This window comes from Caballeronia sp. S22, assembly GCF_964261745.1.
GTDB classification, from domain to species: domain Bacteria; phylum Pseudomonadota; class Gammaproteobacteria; order Burkholderiales; family Burkholderiaceae; genus Caballeronia; species Caballeronia jiangsuensis.
Genome location: NZ_OZ180036.1, coordinates 516,773 through 539,466, shown reverse-complemented (window position 1 = coordinate 539,466; position 22,694 = coordinate 516,773). Strand labels below are relative to the sequence as shown.

Sequence of the window (22,694 nt, the reverse complement as noted above, 5' to 3'; positions counted from 1 at the left end):
GCCACCTGATGTACGATACGGCCGTCTTTCGTCATGCAAAGACCCGCCGCAATCCCGTTCACACTGGAGTCGATGTGAAAACCGATACCGAATCGCATCTGCGCATGACCCAACGTCGCAAGGAAGGTCACGAGAAAAAGCAGGCCGCCGCCGATCACGAAAAAGGCCTCTTGATCGTGAATACCGGCAACGGCAAGGGCAAGACCACGGCGGCGTTCGGCATGGCCGTGCGCGTGCTCGGTCATGGCATGAAGCTCGGCGTCGTGCAGTTCATCAAGGGCGCGCTGCATACGTCCGAGCGCGATTTCCTCGGCGCGATCGCTCATTGCGATTTCGTCACGATGGGCGACGGCTATACCTGGAACACGCAGAACCGCGAAGCCGACATGGCCACCGCGCGCAAAGGCTGGAACGAGGCGCGGCGCATGATCGAAAGCGGCGAGTATCGGATGGTCGTGCTCGATGAACTGAACACCGTGCTCAAGTACGAATATCTGCCGCTCGATGAAGTGCTCGACGTGCTGAAGGCGCGCCCCGCGATGCTGCATGTGGTCGTGACGGGCCGTCACGCGCCCGATGCCTTGATCGAACTCGCCGACCTCGTCACCGAGATGCGGCTCGTGAAGCACCCCTATCGCGAGCAGGGCGTGAAGGCGCAACGCGGCGTCGAGTTCTGAACGCGATGCCCGACTGCCCCGCTCTTTTCATCGGCGCAAGCGCGTCGCATCAAGGCAAGACCACGGTGACGGCCGCGCTCGCGCGTCATCACACGCGCCGCGGCCTGAACGTGCGCGTCTTCAAGACCGGCCCGGACTTTCTCGATCCGATGATCCTCGAACGCGCATGCGGCGCGCCCGTCTATTCGCTGCATCTGTCGATGGTCGGGCTCGATGCGTGCCGCGCATTGCTTGCACAAGCCGCGCGCGAGGCCGATCTCATCCTCATCGAAGGCGTGATGGGTCTTTTCGACGGCACGCCCAGCAGCGCCGATCTCGCCGCCGCGTTCAACGTGCCCGTGCTCGCGGTGATCGGCGCGCACGGCATGGCGCAGACCTTCGGCGCGATCGCGTTCGGGCTCGCGCGCTATCGCGCGGACGTGCCGTTTCACGGCGTGCTCGCGAATCGCGTCGCGTCGCCGCGTCATGCGCAGATGCTGTCGGAGACCATTCCAGAGGGGCTGCACTATTGCGGCCATCTGTCGAACGAGGACGATATCGCGCTGCCCGAGCGTCATCTCGGCCTCACGCAGCCGGAAGAAATCGCGGGCCTCGACGCGCGGCTCGATCGCGCCGCCGATGCGATCGCGCAAACCGCGCTCGCGGAACTGCCGCCGTCCGTTCATTTCGACGAAGCGAGCCCTCCCGCGCCTCCGCGTCTGCTCGACGGGATGCATATCGCGATTGCGCGCGATGCCGCGTTCTCGTTCGTCTATCCGGCAAATGTCGATCTGCTCGTCGCGATGGGCGCGCGCATCAGCACGTTCTCGCCGCTGGCCGACGAACCCGCACCCCACGACGCCGACGCGCTCTATCTTCCCGGCGGTTATCCCGAGCTGCATGCGGCGACGCTCGCAGTGAATGCGCGCACGCGCGAATCGATCGGCGGGCACGTCGCGAAAGAGAGGCCGGTCGTCGCGGAATGCGGCGGCATGCTGTATCTGCTCGACACGCTGACGGACATCGAAGGCACGCGGCACACGATGCTCGGCATTCTTCCCGGCGATGCCGCGATGCAACGCAAGCTGTCGCGCCTCGCGATGCAGCGCATCGACACGATGCACGGCGCAATGACGGGCCACACGTTCCATTACTCGACGCTGCACACGCCGATGCAGGCCGTCCTCGAAGCGAAGCACGCGACGACGGGCACATCGGGCGAAGCGCTCTATCGGCACGGTCCGGTGACGGCCACCTACATGCACGCTTACTGGCCGTCGAATCCGGCCGCTGCCGCCGCGCTCTTTCGCGGCGAATCACTATGACGACCACGCAAGACATCCGCACGCCGCTCGATCTCGCATTCACGATCGAGCGCGCCAAGACACAGGAACCGATCGGCTCGCCATGCACCGACGTATGCAAGCTCGATCCCGAAACGGGCTTATGCCTCGGCTGCTTCAGAAGCCGCGAAGAGATCAAGACCTTCAGATCGATGGACGATGCCGCGAAGCTCGATCTGTTCGACGCGTTGCTCGCGCGGCGTGCGGCGCGCGCGAAGTGAGCCGTGTGATCGAGCCGGATAAGCCGGTCAAGCCGCGGCCATTCTCCTGACGGCCGGCCGTTCCAGCTCACGCGCGGCGAGTGCGCCGAACACGAGACCGAGCGTCGTCCAGATCAGCGCCTGAATGCCGATCGCGGCCAGCCGGAAATTCCACAGCAGCGAGGCCGAGAAATCGGCGGGCACTTCATCGATGCGCGGCAGCGCGACCTGCGCCACCACGATCACGACGATATACGCGGCCGCGGCGATGAGCGTCGCGTTCCAGCCGTCATGTTGCGCCGCCATGCGCCGCCGCAGCCACACGGCGAACACGGCCGCCGCGATGGAAATCGCCACCATGCCGAAGAAAAGCGCCGTACGCGGCCCGATGGTTTCGGCATTGCCGACCGCCGGCGGATTGGGCGGATACTTGAGGAACGGCACGATGGCGATGCTCACGAAGCCGAACAACGCCAGCAGCGCCGACGTGCCGCGCGCTCGCAACGCGCCGAGCCGCCCGTAGGCGAACGCGAACACGAGCGAGAAAAGACCGCCCAGCGCGGTGCCGAACACCGCGACGCCCGTCAGGAGGCCGAGGCCCGCTTGCGTATCGCGTGAGACGAGCTCCTCGTCGCCGTGATCGTGCGAATGCGCGGCGCCTGTCGCGGCGTCGGCGTGTTCATGTTCGTGCTCATGCGCGGCTTGCGCATGCTCGTGCTGTTCCTCGAACGCGATGGCGCGCGCCACCGACGGCTCGCCGAACGTACGCGCGAAGCCGAAGCCGATCAGGCCCGCGACCAGCCCCGCGATCATGCCGCGTATCAGCAAAGTCCGAATCATGACGCGTCCTCAGTGGCACGGAAAGCCGAGCAGATGCCGGCCGTCGTGAACGAATTCGTGGACGTACATGCCCGAGAAAATCGACGTTGCGCCCTGCTCCGCGCCGACGAAATAAATGGCGATCAGCAAAAGAAGGCCGATGAAAACGGCCCACGGCAGCACTTCGCGCACCGGAATGGGCACGGGTGCGTCGAGCGACGGGGAAACCGGAGCGGAAAAGACCGGCGTGTTGGAAGCATTCATGATGGTTCTCCAGGGAAAAGCGCGTCCCGATTGACGAAGAGCTTGCAGCGGGGTCTGACTCGCGGCGCAACGCTTTCACGCTGACGAACGCATACAGTGGCGCGACCGTGCCGGGTTTGCACCGGCTTCCTCGCACTGCAAGCTTGCCATTCTATGATGATCGGCGGCAAAGTAAAACGATTCCGAATAGCCCTGACGCCCCTTGGAACTCATTCTGTTGTGTCACGCGGCCACGCGCGCGATGAAAACCGGCCACTTTCCCAACGGCGACGAGCTCGCCGAACATGACGCGCGCTCGCGGCTCGCACCGCTCTTCGTGGGGCCGCAAGACCATGCGCGCGTGATTTCGGGCCCAGCGCCCGTAGCACGCCAGACGGCAAAGTGGATCGCGGATGCATTCGATATCGTTCCCGCATTCGACGACATCGACTATGGCCGCTGGCGCGGGCAATCGATACGCGAGACCGGCGAACGCGAGCCGGAGCACGTCGCCGCGTGGCTCGCCGATCCGCAGGCGCGCGGGCATGGCGGCGAGAGCATCGCCATGCTCGCGGTGCGCGTCGCGCAGGGGCTGGAGTTCATCGATGGCCTGAATGCGTGCGAGCGCTGCATCGTCGTCACGCATGCGATCGTCGTGAAAGTGGCGCTCGCGCATGCGCTCGGCATGCCGCTCGAATCCGTCTACGGGATGAACTTCGCGCCGCTCTCGTCGACGGTGCTCAAGCGCGCATCGGCCGCCGATGCATGGACTGCCGAATTGCCCTATCAGCCGGCCTGAACTTCGTTGCTTACGAATCGCTCAAACGAGCAGCGCATCGCATGCGCGTTCCACTTCCGAACCGATTCAGGAGACTCAGATGGCGCATTACGTGGATGGATTCGTCGTACCCGTGCCGCTCGACAAGATCGACGCCTACCGCACAATGGCCGAAGCCGCCGGCAAGATCTGGATGGAGCATGGCGCGCTGCAATTCGTGGAAACCATCGCCGACGACGTCAAGCCCGGCAAGCTCACGTCGTTTCCGCAGAGCGTGCAACAGAAGGAAGGCGAGACCGTCGTGTTCTCGTATATCGTCTACGAGTCGCGCGAGCAGCGCGACAGCGTCAATGCGAAAGTGATGGAAGACCCGCGCCTCAAGGCGATGATGGAGTCCGGCGAGCCGCCGTTCGACCCTCAGCGCATGTTCTTCGGCGGCTTCACGACGCTCGTCGAACTGGAGCGCGGCTGATCGTTTTGATTTTTGACTCTACGGTTAAGGAAACGCATCGACATGTATATCGCCATGAACCGCTTCAAGATCGTGCCCGGCGCCGAGACGGATTTCGAACGCCTCTGGACCAGTCGCGACACGCATCTCAAGGACGTGCCGGGTTTCGTCGAGTTTCATCTGCTCAAGGGCCCGGTGAAGGACGATCACGTCCTGTATTCGAGCCACACGATCTGGGCGAATCAGGCGGCTTTCGAGGACTGGACGCGCTCGGACGCGTTTCGCGCGGCGCATCGCAATGCCGGCGGCGAGACACGCCAGCTTTATCTCGGACATCCGGAGTTCGAAGGCTTCGAAGTGATTCAGACCGTCAAATGACAAGCCGACGCGCGCGCTCGAACGATCGCGCGTTTTTCGGCGAGCACGCGCGTTTTACAAGCGTGTGAAAAAAGCGCGCTTCGGACTCGTCGTTTTATCGGACCTTTTTTCAGGCCTTTGCGCCGCGCGCCATGCGCTGCAACGTCGATGAATCGATCGCCGCCGCGCAGATACGCACCGCTTCTTTCAGCGTGCGCGGCCGGCCCTCGCCGAACTGCGATTCGAGCATCGCGACGGCGCGCACACGCTCGTCGCTGCCGAGTTTTTCGCCTGTTGCAAGCTCCAGCACGGAGATGAAGTAAGCCGCAGGGGGCGAGGCGCTCGCGTGCGGAAGCGCCTTTCGGTTTGCGCCCGCACCTTCGCCACCGTCGTCGTGCGCCGGAATCCATGGGTGCCACTTGCTGTCGTATCGACTTTTCATGGGTCAGTTCGCTGGCTCGATTGCTTTGGCGCATGGCCTGCGCCGTTTATCTCGTGACGCCGTTGCGCCTCTATCATTAAGCAAACCGTCAGCAAGTACCGTTCCAACCGAACTTTCAGGGCGCGCCGTTTTCCTCCGACAAATCCGCGCGCGCGACGCGACACGTCGCGAGATCCCACGCCGCGCAGCCGACCGATTTGAACGCCACGGGACGCTTGGCCTTTTTCGGAGCGGCGAGCGCTTCGGCGAGCGCATGCACCGCGTTCCAGTCGACGCCCGCGAGAATGAAGTCGCCCGCTTCGTGACGCGCGCCCGCGAGGTCATCGACATAAAGCTCGCTCGCGTGGACGGTCGCGGCGGCGATCTCGGCGGCATCGGCGGTGAAGGCGCCCACGCCGATCACGAGCCGCCCCGCACGCGCGGGCATCGTGTAGACGGGCGTCTTGCTCGTGGTCGCGGCGATGACGACATCGATCGAATCGGGGATCGCGGCGTCGTCGAGCGCGGCGAGACTGCCCGAAGCCGACGCGTGCGCGGCGCAAAACTCGCGGGCGCGTCCGGGACGCGAGCCCTGCACGCGAATGCTCGCATCCGGATAAACGGCGGCGAGCGCCTCGACGTGATACGCCGCCTGCTTGCCCGTGCCGATCACGAGCACTTCGCGCGGCGCGGCGGCATGAAGCGCGCGGATCGCGAGCATCGACACCGACGCCGTGCGCCGCCCCGTCACCGTGGGACCGTCGAGCATGAATTGCGGCACGCCCGTCGCGGCGTCGTATGCGGTGACCTGACCGTGAATCGTCGGCAGGCCGCGCGCGCCATTGCCGGCGCACACGTTCACGAGCTTGTGCATCGCGATATCGGCGGCGCTCGCGGGCATCGACAGCATGACGCCGCCCTCGATCGGCACGACCATGCGCTCCGGACTCACGATGCGGCCGGCCGCGTAATCGAGCATCGTCGCGGCGAGCGTGTCCACGAGCCGGTCATAAGGCACGAGGCGCGCGGTTTGGGCTTCGTCGAAACTCTGGATCGTTGCGGTCATCGTGTTCGCTCGCTGTGGATGTTGAGGTGCGGTTGAATGTGCCATCGGCATGCCATCGAAATGCCGGAACATTCTAACGGCGCGCGGCGCCTTGTCACAAAGCGGCCAACCGGATTTGAGCCCGCGCGTGCCGCTTTCTACAATGCCTGAATCGGCCGTTGTCATACGACTGCCATCGAATAGCGTCATAATCGCGCCGCCCGCGCCGACCGGTCATCCCGACGACGGCAGCCCAAGAACGCCACGGAGCCCTTCATGAATCAGACGGAAAAACAGCGCCGCTTCCATGCCGACATCATCGACAGCTATGACGAAGAGTTCGAGATGGAGGTGGATGATCGCTTCCTGGACGGCGAATCGACCTTCTCGGAAGAAGAGCGGGTCTTGCGCAAGACCTATTTCCGCGAGCTGTTCCGTCTGCAGGGCGAACTCGTGAAGCTGCAGGACTGGGTCGTGAACAAGGGGCATCGTCTCGTCGTGCTGTTCGAGGGACGCGATGCGGCGGGCAAAGGCGGCGCGATCAAGCGCATCACGCAGCGGCTGAATCCGCGCGTGTGCCGCGTGGCGGCGCTCCCCGCACCGAACAATCGCGAACGCACGCAGTGGTATTTCCAGCGTTATGTCTCGCACTTGCCCGCGGCGGGCGAAATCGTGCTGTTCGATCGAAGCTGGTACAACCGCGCGGGCGTCGAGCGCGTGATGAACTTCTGCACCGACGAAGAGTATGAGGAATTTTTCCGCTCGGTTCCCGAATTCGAGAAGATGCTGGTGCGCAGTGGCATCCAGATCGTCAAGTACTGGTTCTCGATCACCGACGACGAACAGGAAGTGCGCTTCGAGGCGCGTATCGAAGATCCGCTCAAGCAGTGGAAGCTGAGCCCGATGGATCTGGAAAGCCGCCGCCGCTGGGAGGCGTACACGGCGGCCAAGGAAGTCATGCTTCAGCGCACGCACATTCCGGAAGCGCCGTGGTGGGTCGTGCAGGCCGTCGACAAGAAGCGTGCGCGCCTGAACTGCATTCATCACCTGTTGAGCCAGGTGCCGTATCACGAGATCGAACATCAGCCTATCGAACTGCCCGATCGCGTGTTCAATCCCGATTATCTGCGCCAGCCCGTGCCGGATGAAATGTACGTTCCCGAGATCTATTGAAGTTCGACGACGCGGCGCGGGTCAGCAGCAGTTGTTGCACGGGACATGCTTCACGGCGACATTGCTGCGCTGACGCGCCACGGTGTGGCGCAGCGCGAACTGATATGCGTGCTGCGAACCCTTGAGCATCATCACGAACACCACCTGCGCGAGATTGAAGTCGAGCGTGACCATCAGGCGCGTCAACAGCAGCAGTGGCAGCACCACCGCCGGCTGATACAGTTGTTTTGCGATCAAGTCTTTCATCTTCGGCTCCCTATCCCATGAATAGAATTTTAAGGATTGGAGCCCTGCGGATAAACGCTCGGAAGGTGAAGACATATGTTCCGTGAGACGAACAATCGGGGCGGTCTCTTCGATCTGTCTTTTCAGCGGGCGCATTAACGAAATGGCCCTGCGCGGTGCAGGGCCATGTTCACATCACTTCTGAGCGAGACTCGGCTCAGGCACCGGCGTAGGCTTCGCATCGCCCCAGCCGCCGCCCAACGCGCGGATCAGATTGACCGTCGATACCGCCTGCGTGCCCCGCAACTGCACCGACGCGCGCTGCGTCTGCAGCACGGTGCGCTCCGCGTCGATTACGTCGAGGTAGTTCACCGCGCCTTCAGTGTACTGCGTGCGCGAAAGCTGCGCCGCGCGCACCGATGCTTTCACGGCATCGTCCTGAGTCGCCGTCTGGTCTTCGAGGATGCGCAGATCCGAAAGGTTGTCCTCCACCTCGCGGAACGCGACGAGCACCTGCTGACGATAGCTCGCGACGTCCTCTTCATACACCGCACGCGCATTCGCGAGATTGCCCTTGCGACGGCCGCCATCGAAGATCGGGATGTTCAGCGCCGTGCCCGCGAACGGCCCGAGCAGGAACGTGCGGCTCGACCACTTGAAGAGATCGCCGAGCGTCGCGGATTCGAAGCCGCCCGAGCCCGTCAGCGTCAGCGACGGGAAGAACGCCGCCTTCGCCACGCCGATACGCGAATTCGCCGCCGCCATCGCGCGTTCCGCCGACGCGACATCCGGACGACGTTCAAGCAGCGCCGATGGCAGCCCCGGCGGCACGCGCACCGTCACCGGCTTGAGCGGGTTCGCGGCCACCGAGAACTCGGCGGGCGCCTTGCCGAGCAGCACGGCGAGACTATGTTCCGATGCCGCGCGCAGACGTTGCACCGTCATCGCATCCGAGCGCGCCGTCGCGAGTTCCGACTTGGCGCGCGCAACGTCGAGTTCGCTGATATCGCCTTCGGTATAGCGGCGCTGCACGAGCTTCAGCGCTTCCTCGCGCAACTGCACGGTGCGCGTGAAGACATCCGTCTCGGCATCGAGTTCGCGCAGATTGAAGTAGTTCTGCGCGACATCCGCCTGCAACGCGAGCTGCACGGAGCGGAACAAGGCCTCGCTCTGCTCCGTGTCCGCGTTCGCGGCCCGCACCGAGTCCGCCACGCGGCCGAACAGATCCACTTCATACGACGCGCTCGCCTGCGCGCGCCACAGCGTCTGCGCGGGCACGTTGCCATCGGCAGGCAGGAATTGCGATGCCGGCGAGAACTTCTCTCGCGTCGGGCCGAAGCCCGCATCGAGCGTCGGGAAGAGGCCTGCGCGCGCCGTCTGGTTGATCGCGCGCGCTTCCTTCACGCGCGCCGCTGCCGCCTTCAGGTTCTGGTTCGCGTCCTGCGCCTGCTTTTCCAGATCGTTGAGCGCGGCGTCGTCGAAGATCGTCCACCATTCGCCGCGCATCATCTCTTCCGAAGGCTGCGCCGTCTTCCACGTGCCCGCTTCCGATGCGTCGAGCGTCTTCTGCGGCGTTTCCTTGTACGCGGACGGCGCGTTGACGTCGGGCTTCTCGTAAGTGGGCGCGAGCGAGCAGCCCGCCACCAGCAACAGCGTGGCCATCAGACTCGATAAAACATGTAGCTTACTCATCATCGACCTCATTGCGCCTCGTAGGAGGCACCGATACCGCGCATCTGCGGATGCGAGCCGTGCTTGTCCGTCACGTGCTCGGTGCGGGAGAGCTTGCGCAGGATCACGTAGAACACCGGCGTCAGCATCAGACCGAAGAGCGTCACACCCAGCATGCCGAAGAACACCGCAATGCCCATTGCGTGGCGCATCTCCGAGCCCGCGCCCGTCGACAGCACGAGCGGCACCACACCCATGATGAACGCGATGGACGTCATCAGGATCGGGCGCAGACGCAGCCGGCTTGCCTCGATCGCGGCCTGCACGATGGAGCGGCCCTGCATCTCCAGCTCGCGTGCGAACTCGACGATCAGGATCGCGTTCTTCGCCGACAAGCCCACCAGCACCATCAAACCGATCTGCGTGAAGATGTTGTTGTCGCCATCGGTGAGCCATACGCCGAGCAGCGCGGACAGAATGCTCATCGGCACGATCATGATCACCGCGAGCGGCAGCGTCAGGCTTTCATACAGCGCGGCGAGCACGAGGAACACGAGCAGCACGCTGATCGGGAACACCCACAGCGCCGCGTTGCCCGCGAGGATCTGCTGATACGTGAGATCGGTCCATTCGAACTTGATCCCGCGCGGCAGCACTTCCGCCGCGATGCGTTCCGCCGCAGCCTGCGCCTGCCCCGACGAATAACCCGGAGCCGGCCCGCCGTTGATATCCGCGGCGGTGTAGCCGTTGTAGCGCACGACCATTTCGGGGCCATACGTCGGCGTCACCTTCACGAGCGACGACAAAGGCACCATGTCGCCATTCGCGTTGCGCGTCTTCAGCAAGCCGATGTCTTCCGGATTCGCACGGAACGGCGCATCCGCCTGCACGCGCACCTGATACACGCGTCCGAAGCGATTGAAGTCGTTCACGTAGAGCGAGCCGAGATACACCTGCATCGTGTCGAACACGTCGGTCACGGATACGCCCAGTTGCTTCGCCTTCACGCGATCCAGATCGACATTCAACTGCGGCACGTTGATCTGATAGCTGGAGAACGTAGGTCCGAGTTCGGGCGTCTGCGATGCGCGCTTGATGAACGCCTGGGTCGCATCGGCGAGTGCCGCATAGCCGAGCGCGCCACGATCCTCGAGCTGCATCTTGAAGCCGCCGAGCGTGCCGAGACCGAGGACCGGCGGCGGCGGAAACACGGCGATGAACGAGCCCTTGATGCCCGCGTACTTCTGATTCAGCGCGCCCGCGATGGCATTCGCGGACAGCGCCTTGTCATGCACGCGCTCCTTGAAGGGCTTCAACGTGACGAACACGATGCCCGCGCTCGACGAGTTGGTGAAGCCGTTCACCGACAAGCCCGGAAACTCCACCGCGCTTTCCACGCCCGGCTGCTTGAGCGCGATATCCGACATCTGACGGATCACGCCTTCGGTGCGATCGAGCGATGCGCCGTTCGGCAATTGCGCGAAGCTGATCAGATACTCCTTGTCCTGCGCGGGCACGAAACCGCCCGGCACGACCTTGCCCATCAGCACGGCGCCGGCGAGCAGCACGGCATACACGGCCATCATCACTGCCTTGCGATTGATGACGCTCTTCACGCCCTTGCCGTACGCATCCGAGCCGCGATGGAACACCTTGTTGAAGCCGCGGAAGAAGCCGCCGAACACGCGGTCCATGCCTCGCGTGAGCCAGTCCTTCGGCTCGTCGTGGCCCTTCAGCAGCATCGCCGCGAGTGCGGGCGACAGCGTCAGCGAGTTGAACGCGGAGATCACCGTCGAGATGGCGATGGTCATCGCGAACTGCTTGTAGAACTGGCCCGTGAGACCCGACATGAACGCGAGCGGCACGAACACGGCGACCAGCGTCAGCGCAATCGCGATGATCGGCCCGCTCACCTCTCGCATCGCCTGATACGTCGCGTCTCTCGCCGATAACCCCGACTCGATGTTGCGCTCCACGTTTTCGACGACCACGATCGCATCGTCGACGACGATACCGATTGCAAGCACCATCCCGAACAATGACAACGCGTTGATCGAGAAGCCGAACGCGAGCAACAGCGAGAACGTACCGACGATCGATACCGGCACCGCGAGCAACGGAATGATCGACGCGCGCCATGTTTGCAGGAACACGATCACCACGAGCACCACCAGCGCGATCGCTTCCGCGAGCGTGTGGATCACCGCTTCGATACTCGAACGCACGAACTGCGTCGGGTCATAGACGATCTGATATTCGAGGCCCGCCGGCATGTCGGCCTTCAGCTCCTTCATCGTCTTGCGGACTTCGTCGGAGATTTGCAGCGAGTTCGCGCCCGGCTGCTGATTGATTGCGATCGCAACCGCCGACTTGTTGTCGAGCAACGAGCGCAAGCCATATTCCGATGCGGCGAGTTCGACGCGCGCCACATCGGAGAGATGCGTCACTGCGCCATCCGGCGACGTCTTCAGCACGATGTCGCGGAACTCCGACTCGCTCGTGAGACGGCCGCGCGCATTCACGTTCAGTTGCAGCGGCACGTTGGGCAGCGTCGGCGAACCGCCGATCACGCCGGCCGCGACCTGCACGTTCTGCTCGCGGATCGCGTTGACGACATCGGTCGCCGTCATGCCGCGCTGCGCGACCTTCTGCGGATCCAGCCATACGCGCATCGAGTAATCGCCCGAGCCCCACAACTGCACTTCGCCCACGCCGGCGATGCGTTCGAGCCGGTCCTTCACGTTGATCAGCGCATAGTTGCGCAGATACGTCATGTCGTAACGTCCGTTGGGCGAGTTCAGGTGAACCACCATCGTCAGCGTCGGCGAGGATTTGATCGTCGTCACGCCGAGACGCTGCACGTCCTGCGGCAGACGCGGCAAAGCCTGGTTCACGCGGTTCTGCACGAGCTGCGTGTTCTTGTCCGGATCGGTGCCGAGCTTGAACGTGACCGTGGTCGTGAGGTTGCCGTCGCTATTGGCCTGCGACTGCATGTAGAGCATGTCCTCGACGCCGTTGATCTGCTCTTCCAGCGGCGAGGCCACGGTCTCCGCGATCACCTTCGGGTTCGCGCCGGGATACTGCGCATGCACGACGACCGAAGGCGGCACGACTTCCGGATACTCGGAGATCGGCAGCTTGAACATCGCGATGATGCCCGCGAGCAGCACGACCACCGATAGCACGCCCGCGAAGATCGGACGGTCGATGAAAAATTTGGATATGTTCATGACGGATTCTGTCTGTTGCGGATGACGCGCATCACTGCGTGGATGCCGTCTTCACGGCGGGCGCGGGTGCAGCGCCGCTATCGTTCATCGCGACGTTGTTGGCCTTGATCACATCGTTGGGACGCACGCGCTGCAGGCCATTGACGACGATGCGCTCTCCCGGCTGCAGGCCCTTCGAAATGACACGCAATCCTTCATGCGTCTGACCGATCGTCACCTCGCGGTACTGCACGCGGTTGTCCTTGTCGACGACCATCACGTACTTCTTGTCCTGATCGGTGCCGATGGCTTCGTCTTCCACGAGCACGGCCGGGTGCGGCGTGCCGCCGCCCACTTTCACGCGCGCATAGAGACCCGGCACGAGCGTGCCGTCCGGGTTGTTGAAACGTGCGCGCACGCGGATCGTGCCCGAGGTCGTATCGAGCCGGTTATCGACGGAATCGACGACACCCTCGCGCGAATAGCCGTCCTCGTTCGCGAGACCGAGCGACACCGGCACCGCGCTGCCCGCATCGCGGCCGAGATAACGCAAGTACGTCTGTTCATCGACATCGAACGATGCGTAGATCGGCGACACGGACACGAGCGTCGTCAGCAACGGCGCATTCGCACCCGTCGACACGATGTTGCCCACCGTGAGCTCCGCGCGCGACACGCGTCCCGCGACCGGTGCGACGATATGCGTGTAAGTGAGATTGATCTTCGCGGTTTCGAGCGCAGCCTGCGCGGCCTTCAGGTTCGCGACGGCCTCGCGCGCGGCGTTCTGCTTCTCGTCGTAGTCGCGCTTGGCGATCGCGTTATCGGCGAGCAGCCGTTCCGCGCGCGCCGCATCCGTCGACGTGTAGCCGTTGCGCGCCTGCGCTGCCGCGAGCTGCGCCTGCGCGCGATCCACTTCGGCTTCATACGGACGCGGGTCGATCGTGAAGAGCGCATCGCCCTTCTTCACGAGCTGGCCGTCCTTGAAATGCACCGCGACGATCGTGCCCGGCACGAGCGGGCGAATGTCGACGTGATCGACCGCTTCGAGACGGCCCGAATAGCTCTGCCAGTCGGTGATGGTCTTCGACACCACGGCCGCGACATCCACTTCCGTTGCGGTCGGACTGTGGGCGGCGGCTTTGGCTTCGTTCATCGCTGAGTCGCCGTGACCGCGCCAGGCGGTGTATCCGCCCGCGCCAACGATGATCAGCGTCGCGCCTAGCGCGGCGTAGATGCGTTTGCGAGTGAAAGACATGGTGAGAGGCTCCGGTTGATTTGAGATTGTTGTTGTGTGGTGCGTGCGTGGCGTGCCGTTTCTTGCGCTTAACTTCAGCGCTTACTTCGCGCGCGCCAGCCGTTTTCTGAAGAACACGACGACGTCGGCGAGCGCATCGGGATGCGCGGCGAGCGCCTGATGCGAGGTCTTGCCATGACGCGTCACTTCGGTCGGCACGCCCGCGGCGATCAGTTCGCCCGCGTATTTTTCCGCTTCGATATGCAGCAGATCGTGCTCGGCGCTCGCGATGATGGCGGGAGGCAGGCCACCGAGACGGCGCGATTCGAGCGGCGCGGCATACGGATGCAGGCGTTGCGAAGGATTCGGCAGATAAGCGCGATACCACTGCGCGCATTCGCACGCTTCGAAATCGGGGCACAGCACTTTGCGTTCGTCGGCGAGGCGCGTCATGCTCGGATCGAGCAGCGGTGCGAGCAGCGCTTGCGCGGACATGCGAATATCGCCACGATCACGTGCGATGGCGGCGACGCAGGTCGCGAGATTGCCGCCCGCGTCGTGACCGGCAACGCCGATACGCTGCGGGTCCGCACGCTGCGCGCGGGCATTCGCAACGGCCCATTGCGCCGCGCGATAACCGTCTTCGGGCGCGGCGGGGAACGGAAACTTCGGCGCGAGCGAATAGCCGACCGATACGACCCACGCGGGCGTATCGCGGGCAATGGTCGCAGCGGCGGTGTCCGCGTCATCGAGTCCGCCGCGAATAAAACCGCCGCCGTGGAAGTAAAGAACGATGGGCAGCACCGTGCCATCCGATGCGGGACGATAGCTGCGCAGCGTGATCGGCTGCGCGTGTCCCATGATGTGCACATCTTCGATGCACAAACGGGGGCTCGACTCCAGATCCAACAGTGATGCCATGGTTATTCTCGGTGCATGGCCCGTGCTGCAAGGCCTTCACGCATGAGTTGCGATGCTGCGAATTCTGGAGTCCGCGCCTTTTTTAATAAATGCCTATAATCCGGCAACACAATTCGGTCGCACCGAACAATCGTGGTTATCCCTTGCGATTGTTTATCCGGCTATTTTTTTAGCGCTCGCTTAAATAGTTGCGACGCTAAGTAAAGAAGGTGAGAGAACATGGATCGGCTACAAGCAATGCAGGTCTTCACCCGCGTCGTCGACACCAACAGCTTTTCGCGCGCAGCGGACACGCTCAATCTGCCGCGCGCCTCAGTCACGACGATCATCCAGAATCTGGAAGCGCATCTGAACGTGCGCCTGCTCCAGCGCACGACGCGCAGGCTCAATCCCACGCCCGACGGCGCCGCGTATTACGAGCGCTGCGTGCGCATCCTCGCGGATATCGAGGAAGCGGAAGGCTCGTTCTCGAACAATGGCAAGGGCCCGCACGGCAAGCTGCGCGTGGATATGCCGGGCGCGATCGGGCGGCTCATCGTGATGCCGCAGCTATGCGATTTCCATACGCGTTACCCGGATATCGAACTCATGATGGGCTTCGGCGACAAACCGGTCGATCTCATCCAGGAAGGCGTCGACTGCGTGATTCGGGTGGGCACGCTGCAGGATTCGAGTCTCGTCGCGCGCCGCATCGGCGTGTTTCAGGGCGTGACGGTGGCGGCCCCGCAATATCTCGAACGCAACGGCACGCCGAAAACGATCGAGGATTTGCAGAATCACACGGCGGTGAATTATTTTTCGAGCCGCACCGGGCGCGTCATGGATATGGACTTCGTCATCGACGATGAGACCATCGAAGTGAAGATGCGCGGCATGATCGCGGTGAACGACGCCGAAGCGTATCTGAGTTGCGGGCTGAAGGGCGTCGGCATCATTCAGGTGCCGCGCTTCATGGCGTTGCCGCATCTGCGCGCGGGCGAGCTCGTCGAAGTGCTGCCGCAATGGAATCCGCTGCCGATGCCTATTTCCGCGGTATATCCGCATAACCGGCATCTGTCGCCGAAGGTGCGCGTGTTCGTCGACTGGGCAGCCGAGTTGTTCGAACGCTGCCCGCTTCTGCAAGGCCAGAAGGATGCGGAAGAACGCTGCCTGCCGACGAGCACGGCATCGCCCACGATCGTGCGGCATGGCACGCCGGAGGTTGCGGGCACAGAGGATGTCATTGCATAGCGGCTTTGCACAAGACCAACGATGAACGACAACATCACCGTGCGCCGCGTCGGCGCGAACGAAGCATCGGGGTATGTGGAAGCGCTGGCGGGCGTGCTGATCGATTGCGTCGAAGGGGGCGCGTCGATCAGTTTCATGCTGCCGATCTCGCGTGCGACAGCTATCGAATTCTGGACACGCGTGATGCACGGCATCGCGCGTGACGAACGCATCCTGCTCGTTGCGGAGAACGCCGAAGGGCATGTATTGGGCACGGTGCAGATCGTCACCGATCAGCCCGAGAATCAGCCGCATCGCGCGGATGTCGCGAAGATGCTCGTCGCGCGTCGGGCACGGCGACGCGGCATTGCACAGCGTCTGTTGATCGCCGCCGACGAAGCGGCGCGCGCCGCGGGCAAGTCGGTTCTCGTGCTCGATACCGTTACCGGCGGCGATGCCGAGCGCCTCTATGAACGCGCGGGATGGCAGCGTGTGGGCGTCGTGCCGAACTATGCATTGATGCCCGACGGCACGTTTTGCGGCACGACTTTCTTCCATAAGCAACTCGCTTAGCGGCGCGCAAACGCCCGCCCCACAAGCCTCCACGCGATTATTCGCCGAAATCGATAAATCTATTCGCTGATACGGCATTTATCCCCCTCTGCCACGCGACTACATTCATCCCTAACGCAGCGTGCTCATCCGCCAATTGCAATCCGCATTTGCCCGCACGCAGCATCGGAATGAAAGGAGTCGCAAGCATGAAGCAGCTCATCACGGGGTTCTCTCTCGCAGCCATTTCCGCCGTCGTCACGACAACCGCGTTCGCGGAAGGCGGTCAGGGCATCGGCCGGGCAGGCACGTATCAGGTTCAGACGCAAACGCAAGCGACTTCGAGCGATACGCCGAAGACGCGCGCACAAGTTCGCGCCGAACTCGTGGCCGCCTATTCGAACGGTTCTCTGCCCGCATTGAACCGCAATTCGTATCCGGAACGCAGCATGTGGGGCGATGCCGTCGCCGCTCAAAGCGAGCAACGCGCACGCGATGCGGCGCAGGCGGAAGCGCGCAACCGTGAGATCGTCGAGTATGCCAACGGCTCGGCAACGCAAGGCAACGTAACGGCGCGCTGATCACGCCGTCAGAAGAAGATTCAAGAGGTCATCATGTTTGAAAACACATCACTCGATCAGTTCTCGCTTCTCGACGAACTTCCTGCACTGACGCCGGTATGGCATCCGTTCAAGCAACACGCCGCGCATACTTCAACGGTTGTGCAAGAGACGAAGCAAGAGAGCACTGAACGCTCGCACTGAGCGTGACATGAAAGGCGCGGACAAAAGCCCGCGCCTTTTTTTCTTCAACTCAACCGCACGCCCCGATTTCGCCGCATGCCGTGCAGAAGTCGCAGCCATCCTTGCGGATCACTGCATTGGCACCACACGTCGCGCATTTCCGGCCGTGCATCAGGGGAAGGCTATGCGGATCGATCTCGCTTCGCGCGATACCCTCGGATACCTCTTCGCGTTCATCGGCTACAGCTACCGGATGCGGCGCGCCATCGGCACGCTTGCGCGCAAGCACGCGCGACGGTACCTGGTTTCCTTCTGCGTCGAGAAAACCGCGGCGATAAAGAATCTGCTGGATCGCATACGCTAGCGCCGCGACTTCCGAATCGTGCCAGCGCGGACTGCGATGTCCGTCGAGCCGTTCGACGTCGCCGAGACGCACTTGCCCGCGATCCCACGACACCTTGCGCATGTCCTGCAACGTGCGCGCCGCGAAACCGCCGCGCGCGGCGAGCGACAGCGAACGCATCGTCGCCGTGATCCATTGCTGTGATTCGTCGCGCTGCCCCGTGGGAATGAAGAACTCGATGGGCCGCTCGATCGTCACATCCTCGCCGCCGATTCGCCCGGTCACTTCGATGAACGACACCGCGAGATAAAGCGACTTCTTTCCCGCCTGCGTCAGATACTCGACCTTCTCGATGATGCCGGGCAACTCCCCTCTCGGCCGATGATCGATCGCAATGCGCAACGGATCGAGATCGAGCTCGGGGTCCGGTGAATCGCTCGGCGTTTCGGCGGGCGTGACGGAAAGCACCGCGCCCAGGGTCTCGTTGGGCCGGTATGTCGCGAGCCCCTTCAATCCGCGCCGCCATGCTTCGAAATAAAGATCCTGAAACTTGTCGAACGGATAATCGGCGGGCACGTTCACGGTCTTCGAAATCGACGTATCGACGAACGGTTGCACCGCGGCCATCATCTCCATGTGATCGTGCGCGGACATCTCCAGTGCGCTGACGAAGTACTCGGGCAGCGCGTTCACGTCGCCGCCCATCTCGCGATAAAGCCGATACGCATGATCTTCGACGGGGAAGGTCTGACGCGTGCCATCTGCCATGCGCTTCGTGCGTTGATAGGTCCACGAGAACGCCGGCTCGATGCCATTCGATGCGTTGTCCGCGAACGCGAGGCTCACGGTGCCCGTCGGCGCTATCGACAGCAGATGACTGTTGCGGATGCCGTGCTCGCGTATCGCGCTCTTGATGTCATCGGGCAGGCGGGAGGCAAACGTGCCCTCTTCCAGATAACGCTTCGCATCGAACAGCGGAAACTTGCCGCGCTCTTTCGCGAGCTCGACCGATGCGCGATACGCCTCGTCACGCATCGTGCGCGCGACGCGCGTAGCGAAGTCGCGCCCTTCCTGCGCGTCATAGCGCAGGCCGAGCATCACGAGCGTATCGCCGAGGCCGGTGAAGCCCACGCCGATGCGCCGTTTCGCGGCCGCCTCGCGCGCCTGCTCCTCGAGCGGCCAGAGCGTGACGTCGAGCACGTCGTCGAGAAAGCGCACTTGCGTGCGCGTCGTGCGCGCGAGTGCGTCCCAGTCGAAGGACGGTGCGCCGCCGCGCATCTGCGCGAACGGATCGTGCACGAAGCGCGTGAGATTGAGCGGGCCGAGATTGCAGCAGCCGTATGCGGGCAGCGGTTGTTCGCCGCACGGATTGGTCGCGCGGATCGATTCGACCGCGCGCAGATTGTTATCGTCGTTCATGCGCGACATGAACACGACACCCGGCTCGGCGACATCGTAGGTCGAGCGCATGATCGTGTTCCATACTTCGCGCGCGCGCACTTCGCGATAGACCCAAAGACTGTCCTCGCGCTGATGCATGTCCTCGGCCGCGCGCTGCGCCGGTGAAGGCTCGGCCTTATGCACGAGTTGCCAGGTGGCGTCATCGGCGACGGCCTGCATGAACTCGTCGGTCACCGCGACCGACACATTGAAATTGTTCCAGCGCCCTTTCGTATGTTTTGCCGCGATGAATTCGAGCAGGTCGGGATGCGAGCAATCGAGAATGCCCATTTGCGCGCCGCGCCGCGAGCCCGCGCTCTCGACCGTGCGGCACGATGCATCGAACACGTCCATGTAGCTGCATGGACCCGATGCCGCCGATCCCGTCGAATGCACGCGTGCGCCGCGCGGACGGATCGCGGAAAAGTTATAGCCGACGCCGCCGCCGCGACGCATCGTCTCGGCGGCCTGCAGCAATGCGACGTAGATGCCCGGCAAACCGTTGGCATCGACGCTCTGTATCGCGTCGCCCACCGGCTGCACGAAGCAATTGATGAGCGTCGCGTCGATGCCCGCGCCGGCCGCGCTCATGATGCGTCCGGCGCCGAGCGCGCCGCGTTTGAAGTTATCGACGAACTCCGCTTCGATCTTCGCGCGCGCCTCTTTCGGCTCGGCAAGTGCGACACCGCGCGCCACGCGGCGATAGATATCCTCGACGCGCGTCTCGTCGCCCTTGGCATATTTTTCGAGCATCACGTCGATGGAGAACTGTTGCGGTGCGAGAGCGGTGCTGGGATTGTCTTCTGCCATGTCGGAGATCCTTTGATTGCTGCGCCTCGCGCGATGGGGTCGGAAAAGCGATGCGCGCGCAGGCGTGAAGTGCCGCAAAGGCAATGCCCGACGATAGCGCGAATTCTCCGCGCTCGCCATCGACCCGTTAAACTCGTCTGATCGAAACCAAAGCAATCAGCCGACCATACGCATGAACTCGCGTCATCCGCCGCTCTTCGGCATTTCGGGCCGCTCGGGCCAGGGCAAGACCACATTGATCGAAGCGCTGTTGCCGTGGCTGCGCGCTCGCGGCATCACGGTCAACGTCATCAAGCACAGTCATCACTCGATCGAACTGGAGCCGCCGGGCAAGGACAGTGCGCGCTTTCGTCGCGCGGGCGCAGGGGAAGTGCTGATCGCGTCGCCCTACCGGTATGCGATCGTGCGTGAGTTGAACGGCGACGCGGAGCCGCCGCTTGCCGCGCTGGCTGCGCGCCTGTCGCACGCGGACCTCGTGATCGTCGAAGGATTCGCGCGTGAAGCGATGCCGCGGCTCGAAGTCGTGCGGCCATCGGCGGGCCGCGATCCGCTCTACAGGACCGATGTGGAGATCGTTGCAATTGCAACCGACGATGCCGACGCGATCGAGTCGAGCTTGCCGATGCTCGATCTGAACGACGTCGCGAGCATCGGCACGTTCATCTGCGAACGCGTGGGCATCGTGCTGAAGGATCAGCTCGCGGCGAGACCGTGACGCGCCATCGCCAGCGCTTCCTTCAATACATCGTTATCGCCGATGTGATTCGCGAGCAGCAGCACGAGCTTTGCGTTGAGCATCTGGCTCGCTTCGTCGGAGAGTCCATTGTGCGTATCGATGAGGCGCTCGTAGAACGCATCGTGATCCGCGATATTCAGTTCGAGATTGAGCTTCATACGATTCATCATCCGTTGCAGGTTGCACGTTTTACCGCGGCCGTAACCGATGCGGCATCGAAGGCGCGCCAGCGCGCACACACGTGTTGATCGGGACGCAGCAGATAGAACGTGCCGGGCCGTGCATCGAAGCGATGCGCGACCATGCCTTCCATATCCTCGATCACGGTGACGCCCGGCACGCTGCAGGTCATGCCTCGCGGCACGACGATCAGCGCGCGCACGGGCAACGGCGCGTTCGCTAACGCGGCGAGGCTTTGCGCGCAGACATCGGGGCCGTGACCGAGTCCGCAGAAATAGATGCCTGTGAACGCGCCGCCGTGGGTCTGAGGCAAGAGCCACGCATCGCGGTCATCGACGCGCACGGGCGCATCCCCGCACGGTGCGCCGGGAATCATCGCGCTATCGAAGGTGTCGCCGTTTGCATCGGGCGTGTTGAGCGGCGAGTCGCGCAGCACCGCCGGCACCGAAAGACGTCCGCTGTTCGCCATGCGCCGCGCGAAGGCGCAATCCTTCGCGAGATTGAGCGTCGCGTCGCGAAAGAGGCGTGATACTGCGCTCTTCGGCGTGATGAAGTCGGTGGCGCGCGTCGAGTTGAGGATGTTTTCGTCGGCGGCGTATTCGCGTTCCGATGCGTAGGTGTCGAGCAGCGTGTGCGGTGCATCGCCGTTCACGACGAGCTTCAGCTTCCACGCGAGATTGTCCGCGTCCTGCACGCCGCTGTTCGCACCGCGCGCCCCGAACGGCGACACGCCATGCGCCGAATCGCCCGCGAAAATGATGCGCCCATGCCTGAAGCTATCCATGCGCAGGCACGAGAACGTGTACACGCTCACCCATTCCAGTTCGAATTCAGCGTCTTCGCCGAGCAGCGCCTTCACGCGCGGAATCACACGCTCGGGCTCTTTCTCCGCGACGGGGTCCGCGTCCCAGCCGAGCTGAAAATCGATGCGCCATACGTTATCCGGCTGACGATGCAGCAGCACCGATTGATTCCGATGAAACGGCGGATCGAACCAGAACCAGCGCTCGGTCGGAAACGGCGCCTTCATCTTCACGTCGGCGATAAGGAAGCGGTCCTTGAACGTGCGGCCGTGGCTGTCGAGACCGAGGTTCTTGCGCATCGGGCTGCGGGCGCCATCGGCGGCCACGACGTACTGCGCTTTGAGCGCATACGTGCCGTCGGGCGTGTCGACCTGCAATTCGACGTGATCTTCATGCTGCGTCACGCCGGTCACGTTGCTCTTCCAGCGTGTTTGCAGGTGCTCGAGCTCCATCGCGCGTTCGGCGAGAAAGCCTTCGACGTAATACTGCTGCAGGTTGATGAACGCGGGCCGCGAATGCCCTGTTTCCGGCAGGAGATTGAACGTGTAGACGAGGTCGTCATGCAGAAAGACCTTGCCGACATTCCAGCTCACGCCCTTCTCTATCATTCTGTCGCCGCAGCCGAGGCGATCGAAGATTTCCAGCGTGCGCTTGGCGAAGCAGATGGCGCGCGAGCCGGTCGAGACCGTGTCGTCGTTGTCGAGCAGCACGGTGCGCACGCCTTGCTGCGCGAGTTCGATCGCCGTTGCAAGACCGACGGGGCCCGCGCCGATCACGGCGACGGGATATGGCGATGACACGGGCGCATCGTGCTCGGGTGCGCGCTCGTAGTCGAAACGCAGACTGGCGTAGTTCACGGACATTCGATCGTCTCCATCGTCGGGCCTTTTGTCGTCTTTGCAAGACGCGTTCAGCTCGGGTGCGAATCGCTTCGCTCTGGGTTAGTTGTTTATCATTGTACAAGTTGTTTTATATTGTTGAATTTAGGTTTACCCGTAGGTTGGTTCCGTTTTGCGGGGTTGGGGTGGGGGGCGCCGGATCCCGGTTTCGTGTCGGTTTATTAGCACTGCCCCTGTGCGGGGCGGCAGTCATTTTCTTTGCTGCTGCAAAGAAAGTAACCAAAGAAAGCAGC

Annotated in this window: 24 protein-coding genes and 1 riboswitch; of the genes, 12 read left to right on the top strand and 12 right to left on the bottom strand. The window is 63.2% G+C overall.

The features are described 5' to 3' along the window. Positions 1-74 precede the first annotated feature (74 nt). From cobO to ACEN42_RS17590, 3 genes are read left to right on the top strand one after another with little or no spacing between them, the layout of a single operon-like run. The gene (gene cobO, locus ACEN42_RS17600; RefSeq protein WP_187606162.1) at positions 75-677 is read left to right on the top strand and encodes a cob(I)yrinic acid a,c-diamide adenosyltransferase; all 603 of its coding nucleotides are present in this window, start codon (positions 75-77) and stop codon (positions 675-677) included. Positions 678-682: 5 nt separating this feature from the next. Continuing rightward, a complete protein-coding gene (locus ACEN42_RS17595) occupies positions 683-1,981 on the top strand; it encodes a cobyrinate a,c-diamide synthase (protein ID WP_371881992.1) in 1,299 nt (432 codons plus the stop codon). Then, complete coding sequence (locus tag ACEN42_RS17590; RefSeq protein ID WP_371881991.1) at positions 1,978-2,220, top strand: DUF1289 domain-containing protein; 243 nt, start codon at positions 1,978-1,980, stop codon at positions 2,218-2,220. Before ACEN42_RS17595 ends, ACEN42_RS17590 begins: the two co-directional genes overlap by 4 nt. Before the next feature lie 27 nt (positions 2,221-2,247). On the opposite strand, the gene ACEN42_RS17585 is transcribed toward ACEN42_RS17590, so the two are convergent. Both ACEN42_RS17585 and ACEN42_RS17580 read right to left on the bottom strand, forming a co-directional pair. Next, on the bottom strand, positions 2,248-3,039 hold the full coding sequence (locus tag ACEN42_RS17585) for a CbtA family protein (protein WP_371881990.1): 792 nt from the start codon (positions 3,037-3,039) through the stop codon (positions 2,248-2,250). A 9-nt stretch (positions 3,040-3,048) separates the two neighbouring features. Beyond that, a complete protein-coding gene (locus ACEN42_RS17580; RefSeq protein WP_035503688.1) occupies positions 3,049-3,282 on the bottom strand; it encodes a CbtB-domain containing protein in 234 nt (77 codons plus the stop codon). A 28-nt stretch (positions 3,283-3,310) separates the two neighbouring features. Next, a riboswitch (cobalamin riboswitch) is annotated at positions 3,311-3,437 on the bottom strand. 47 nt (positions 3,438-3,484) lie between these two features. Here ACEN42_RS17580 and ACEN42_RS17575 point away from each other — a divergent pair. The 3 genes from ACEN42_RS17575 (at position 3,485) to ACEN42_RS17565 (ending at position 4,868) form a co-directional block, all read left to right on the top strand. Next, positions 3,485-4,060, top strand: coding sequence for a histidine phosphatase family protein (locus ACEN42_RS17575; RefSeq protein ID WP_371881989.1), 576 nt, complete (start codon positions 3,485-3,487; stop codon positions 4,058-4,060). Positions 4,061-4,139: 79 nt separating this feature from the next. Further along, on the top strand, positions 4,140-4,511 hold the full coding sequence (locus ACEN42_RS17570; protein WP_371881988.1) for a DUF1428 domain-containing protein: 372 nt from the start codon (positions 4,140-4,142) through the stop codon (positions 4,509-4,511). A gap of 42 nt (positions 4,512-4,553) precedes the next feature. Further along, positions 4,554-4,868, top strand: coding sequence for an antibiotic biosynthesis monooxygenase (locus ACEN42_RS17565; protein WP_035503695.1), 315 nt, complete (start codon positions 4,554-4,556; stop codon positions 4,866-4,868). A 109-nt stretch (positions 4,869-4,977) separates the two neighbouring features. Here ACEN42_RS17565 and ACEN42_RS17560 read toward each other — a convergent pair whose 3' ends face one another. Both ACEN42_RS17560 and lhpI read right to left on the bottom strand, forming a co-directional pair. Then, entirely contained in the window at positions 4,978-5,289 is a 312-nt protein-coding gene (locus tag ACEN42_RS17560) for a hypothetical protein (RefSeq protein WP_035503697.1), read from the bottom strand. 115 nt (positions 5,290-5,404) lie between these two features. Continuing rightward, entirely contained in the window at positions 5,405-6,334 is a 930-nt protein-coding gene (gene lhpI / locus ACEN42_RS17555; RefSeq protein WP_371881987.1) for a bifunctional Delta(1)-pyrroline-2-carboxylate/Delta(1)-piperideine-2-carboxylate reductase, read from the bottom strand. 255 nt (positions 6,335-6,589) lie between these two features. On the opposite strand from lhpI, the gene ppk2 reads away from it, so the two are divergent. Next, the gene (gene ppk2, locus ACEN42_RS17550) at positions 6,590-7,486 is read left to right on the top strand and encodes a polyphosphate kinase 2 (protein WP_035503701.1); all 897 of its coding nucleotides are present in this window, start codon (positions 6,590-6,592) and stop codon (positions 7,484-7,486) included. Between the two features lie 21 nt (positions 7,487-7,507). Here the strand turns inward: ppk2 and ACEN42_RS17545 are convergent, their stop codons facing one another. From ACEN42_RS17545 to ACEN42_RS17525, 5 genes are all read right to left on the bottom strand, one after another. Continuing rightward, positions 7,508-7,732 carry a hypothetical protein gene (locus tag ACEN42_RS17545; protein ID WP_371881986.1) on the bottom strand — a complete coding sequence of 75 codons (225 nt, stop codon included), beginning with the start codon at positions 7,730-7,732 and terminating at the stop codon, positions 7,508-7,510. Positions 7,733-7,906: 174 nt separating this feature from the next. Next, positions 7,907-9,406 carry an efflux transporter outer membrane subunit gene (locus ACEN42_RS17540; protein WP_374191192.1) on the bottom strand — a complete coding sequence of 500 codons (1,500 nt, stop codon included), beginning with the start codon at positions 9,404-9,406 and terminating at the stop codon, positions 7,907-7,909. Positions 9,407-9,411: 5 nt separating this feature from the next. Then, positions 9,412-12,612: an efflux RND transporter permease subunit gene (locus ACEN42_RS17535; RefSeq protein ID WP_371881984.1), complete on the bottom strand. Its 3,201-nt coding sequence runs from the start codon at positions 12,610-12,612 to the stop codon at positions 9,412-9,414. Positions 12,613-12,643: 31 nt separating this feature from the next. Then, the gene (locus ACEN42_RS17530) at positions 12,644-13,846 is read right to left on the bottom strand and encodes an efflux RND transporter periplasmic adaptor subunit (RefSeq protein ID WP_187606152.1); all 1,203 of its coding nucleotides are present in this window, start codon (positions 13,844-13,846) and stop codon (positions 12,644-12,646) included. A gap of 81 nt (positions 13,847-13,927) precedes the next feature. Continuing rightward, positions 13,928-14,746, bottom strand: a complete 819-nt coding sequence (locus ACEN42_RS17525) for an alpha/beta hydrolase (RefSeq protein ID WP_035503710.1) — start codon at positions 14,744-14,746, stop codon at positions 13,928-13,930. A gap of 219 nt (positions 14,747-14,965) precedes the next feature. Between ACEN42_RS17525 and ACEN42_RS17520 the strand changes: the two genes are divergently transcribed. The 4 genes from ACEN42_RS17520 to ACEN42_RS17505 all read left to right on the top strand — a co-directional run bounded on the left by ACEN42_RS17520 (position 14,966) and on the right by ACEN42_RS17505 (position 17,271). Beyond that, positions 14,966-15,976 (top strand): LysR family transcriptional regulator, encoded by a 1,011-nt coding sequence (locus ACEN42_RS17520; protein ID WP_371881983.1) that lies wholly within the window; start codon positions 14,966-14,968, stop codon positions 15,974-15,976. Positions 15,977-15,997: 21 nt separating this feature from the next. Beyond that, a complete protein-coding gene (locus tag ACEN42_RS17515) occupies positions 15,998-16,528 on the top strand; it encodes a GNAT family N-acetyltransferase (RefSeq protein WP_371881982.1) in 531 nt (176 codons plus the stop codon). 188 nt (positions 16,529-16,716) lie between these two features. Then, entirely contained in the window at positions 16,717-17,088 is a 372-nt protein-coding gene (locus ACEN42_RS17510; RefSeq protein ID WP_035503716.1) for a DUF4148 domain-containing protein, read from the top strand. A 33-nt stretch (positions 17,089-17,121) separates the two neighbouring features. After that, complete coding sequence (locus tag ACEN42_RS17505; RefSeq protein WP_371881981.1) at positions 17,122-17,271, top strand: hypothetical protein; 150 nt, start codon at positions 17,122-17,124, stop codon at positions 17,269-17,271. A gap of 49 nt (positions 17,272-17,320) precedes the next feature. On the opposite strand, the gene ACEN42_RS17500 is transcribed toward ACEN42_RS17505, so the two are convergent. Beyond that, positions 17,321-19,843 (bottom strand): adenosylcobalamin-dependent ribonucleoside-diphosphate reductase, encoded by a 2,523-nt coding sequence (locus ACEN42_RS17500; RefSeq protein ID WP_371881980.1) that lies wholly within the window; start codon positions 19,841-19,843, stop codon positions 17,321-17,323. 172 nt (positions 19,844-20,015) lie between these two features. Here ACEN42_RS17500 and mobB point away from each other — a divergent pair, with 172 nt between their 5' ends. Next, on the top strand, positions 20,016-20,558 hold the full coding sequence (mobB, locus tag ACEN42_RS17495) for a molybdopterin-guanine dinucleotide biosynthesis protein B (RefSeq protein ID WP_371881979.1): 543 nt from the start codon (positions 20,016-20,018) through the stop codon (positions 20,556-20,558). Here the strand turns inward: mobB and ACEN42_RS17490 are convergent. Both ACEN42_RS17490 and ACEN42_RS17485 read right to left on the bottom strand, forming a co-directional pair. Then, a complete protein-coding gene (locus ACEN42_RS17490; RefSeq protein ID WP_035503765.1) occupies positions 20,537-20,746 on the bottom strand; it encodes a DUF2783 domain-containing protein in 210 nt (69 codons plus the stop codon). The genes mobB and ACEN42_RS17490 overlap by 22 nt on opposite strands. Then, the gene (locus ACEN42_RS17485; protein WP_371881978.1) at positions 20,746-22,425 is read right to left on the bottom strand and encodes an FAD-dependent oxidoreductase; all 1,680 of its coding nucleotides are present in this window, start codon (positions 22,423-22,425) and stop codon (positions 20,746-20,748) included. The genes ACEN42_RS17490 and ACEN42_RS17485 overlap by 1 nt, the downstream gene beginning before the upstream one ends. Positions 22,426-22,694: the final 269 nt, after the last annotated feature.

What these genes read in the sequence shown, in the direction of transcription:
- ACEN42_RS17595 (WP_371881992.1), top strand. Translation starts at nt 683, where the DNA reads ATGCCCGACTGCCCCGCTCTTTTCATCGGCGCAAGCGCGTCGCATCAA.
- ACEN42_RS17590 (WP_371881991.1), top strand. Translation starts at nt 1,978, where the DNA reads ATGACGACCACGCAAGACATCCGCACGCCGCTCGATCTCGCATTCACG.
- ACEN42_RS17585 (WP_371881990.1), bottom strand. Translation starts at nt 3,039, where the DNA reads ATGATTCGGACTTTGCTGATACGCGGCATGATCGCGGGGCTGGTCGCG.
- ACEN42_RS17580 (WP_035503688.1), bottom strand. Translation starts at nt 3,282, where the DNA reads ATGAATGCTTCCAACACGCCGGTCTTTTCCGCTCCGGTTTCCCCGTCG.
- ACEN42_RS17570 (WP_371881988.1), top strand. Translation starts at nt 4,140, where the DNA reads ATGGCGCATTACGTGGATGGATTCGTCGTACCCGTGCCGCTCGACAAG.
- ACEN42_RS17565 (WP_035503695.1), top strand. Translation starts at nt 4,554, where the DNA reads ATGTATATCGCCATGAACCGCTTCAAGATCGTGCCCGGCGCCGAGACG.
- ACEN42_RS17560 (WP_035503697.1), bottom strand. Translation starts at nt 5,289, where the DNA reads ATGAAAAGTCGATACGACAGCAAGTGGCACCCATGGATTCCGGCGCAC.
- lhpI (WP_371881987.1), bottom strand. Translation starts at nt 6,334, where the DNA reads ATGACCGCAACGATCCAGAGTTTCGACGAAGCCCAAACCGCGCGCCTC.
- ppk2 (WP_035503701.1), top strand. Translation starts at nt 6,590, where the DNA reads ATGAATCAGACGGAAAAACAGCGCCGCTTCCATGCCGACATCATCGAC.
- ACEN42_RS17545 (WP_371881986.1), bottom strand. Translation starts at nt 7,732, where the DNA reads ATGAAAGACTTGATCGCAAAACAACTGTATCAGCCGGCGGTGGTGCTG.
- ACEN42_RS17540 (WP_374191192.1), bottom strand. Translation starts at nt 9,406, where the DNA reads ATGATGAGTAAGCTACATGTTTTATCGAGTCTGATGGCCACGCTGTTG.
- ACEN42_RS17535 (WP_371881984.1), bottom strand. Translation starts at nt 12,612, where the DNA reads ATGAACATATCCAAATTTTTCATCGACCGTCCGATCTTCGCGGGCGTG.
- ACEN42_RS17530 (WP_187606152.1), bottom strand. Translation starts at nt 13,846, where the DNA reads ATGTCTTTCACTCGCAAACGCATCTACGCCGCGCTAGGCGCGACGCTG.
- ACEN42_RS17525 (WP_035503710.1), bottom strand. Translation starts at nt 14,746, where the DNA reads ATGGCATCACTGTTGGATCTGGAGTCGAGCCCCCGTTTGTGCATCGAA.
- ACEN42_RS17520 (WP_371881983.1), top strand. Translation starts at nt 14,966, where the DNA reads ATGGATCGGCTACAAGCAATGCAGGTCTTCACCCGCGTCGTCGACACC.
- ACEN42_RS17515 (WP_371881982.1), top strand. Translation starts at nt 15,998, where the DNA reads ATGAACGACAACATCACCGTGCGCCGCGTCGGCGCGAACGAAGCATCG.
- ACEN42_RS17510 (WP_035503716.1), top strand. Translation starts at nt 16,717, where the DNA reads ATGAAGCAGCTCATCACGGGGTTCTCTCTCGCAGCCATTTCCGCCGTC.
- ACEN42_RS17505 (WP_371881981.1), top strand. Translation starts at nt 17,122, where the DNA reads ATGTTTGAAAACACATCACTCGATCAGTTCTCGCTTCTCGACGAACTT.
- ACEN42_RS17500 (WP_371881980.1), bottom strand. Translation starts at nt 19,843, where the DNA reads ATGGCAGAAGACAATCCCAGCACCGCTCTCGCACCGCAACAGTTCTCC.
- mobB (WP_371881979.1), top strand. Translation starts at nt 20,016, where the DNA reads ATGAACTCGCGTCATCCGCCGCTCTTCGGCATTTCGGGCCGCTCGGGC.
- ACEN42_RS17490 (WP_035503765.1), bottom strand. Translation starts at nt 20,746, where the DNA reads ATGAATCGTATGAAGCTCAATCTCGAACTGAATATCGCGGATCACGAT.
- ACEN42_RS17485 (WP_371881978.1), bottom strand. Translation starts at nt 22,425, where the DNA reads ATGTCCGTGAACTACGCCAGTCTGCGTTTCGACTACGAGCGCGCACCC.